At 54.5% G+C, this 1,313-nt stretch carries 1 protein-coding gene; it reads right to left on the bottom strand.

Going from position 1 to position 1,313, the window contains the following annotated elements; translation table 11 throughout:
* Positions 1-37: 37 nt before the first annotated feature.
* Positions 38-1,260, bottom strand: a protein-coding gene (locus M5B98_RS28645) for an IS3 family transposase (RefSeq protein ID WP_248744682.1) whose coding sequence is annotated in 2 segments (ribosomal slippage) — positions 38-909 and positions 909-1,260 — 1,224 coding nt in all. Because the reading frame shifts where the segments join, the coding sequence is not laid out codon by codon here.
* Between the last annotated feature and the right edge of the window lie 53 nt (positions 1,261-1,313).

Here is a 1,313-nt window from a genome sequence, read left to right as displayed (position 1 = left end):
TGTCTAGTCCTGAAATAGGTTTACACCTATTTCACCCTCAAAACGCCCGATGCACCGCATCGGGCGTTTTGCATTTCAACGATAGATGCGGCCGCCTGCTGTTGTAGATGCGTACCGACTCGTCGACCATTCGAACGGCCTCATCCAGGTCCTTAGGTCGATGAAGCAGGAACTCTGTCTTCAAGATCCCGTTAACTCGCTCTGCCAAGGCGTTCTGATAGCAGTCATACCCATCAGTCATTGAGCACCGGATTCCATGTTTGGCATGCAGCTTCTGGTAGAGATCAGAGCAGTATTGCGAGCCGCGATCCGAGTGATGTACCAATGCCTGATCGGTTCTTCTACCCCGCAGGGCTTTGCTCATCGCCTGGATGACCGATTCGGTGTGCAGGGTTTCATGCACGTGATGGCCGACGATTTTGCGAGAGTAGGCGTCCGTCACCAGACTCACATACGCAACGCTTTGCTGGGTCGGTAAATAGGTTATGTCCGCCACCCAGACCTGTTCAGGCCCGGTGGCAGTCACTTGATCAGGACCAGGTTTTAGTCGGTTCGGATGCCGGCGGAAGCGATGATGACTGTCAGTGGTCTTGTGATAGGCGCGCTTGCGTAGAACCAATTGGCGGCTGTCTCGCAAGATATCGAACAACCGGTCGCGACCGACTGTGCGCGTCAGTTCCGGCTCGGCCTGCATGAGGCCATGCAACTTGCGTGTGCCCAGTCGAGGCATCTGAAGACGAGTTTCCAGGACAAAACCCAGTATTTTCTGGGCATGGCTGACTTGCGCGTCATAAGCCCGGTTTCGCTTGTAGTACGCCTGCCGGGAAATGCCCAGAAACTGGCAAGCCCTGAGAATACTCAGGCCTTGGATTTGCCCTTGGGTGAGGACTTGCCGGATCGCTTTTTTACGATGGAAACCCCGTAATCGTTCTTCAACACGTCAACAACCGCCTCGAAGAACTGGGCCTTTTGATTGGCAAGGGCGAGCTTTTCCTCAAGCTCCTTGATTCGCTGCTCAGGTGTCAGCGGCACATTGGGTTCGTCCATCGGTCGGCTCCTTTGGGCGCGAATAGAGGCGCCTTGGCTCCAGTCCTGTCGCCCATGCTTGCGTAGCCACACCAACACAGTCGATCGCCCCTGAATTCCATAGCGCCGTTGAGCCTCTTTATAACTCAACTCGCCTTTTTCGACCTGATCGACGACCGCCAATTTAAAGCCCAGCGAGTAATCACGCTGGCTGCGCCTTTTTCCCGTATCCATTGGTTCCTCCTGAAGACAAGTCAGAAGGTGTAAACCTTATTCAGGACGGGACA

The sequence above is a fragment of the Pseudomonas sp. MWU12-3088 genome, assembly GCF_023242405.1.
Taxonomy (GTDB): Bacteria; Pseudomonadota; Gammaproteobacteria; order Pseudomonadales; family Pseudomonadaceae; genus Aquipseudomonas; species Aquipseudomonas kribbensis.
Note: the sequence above shows the minus strand (reverse complement) of the source record. Positions and strands in the feature narration are given on the sequence as shown.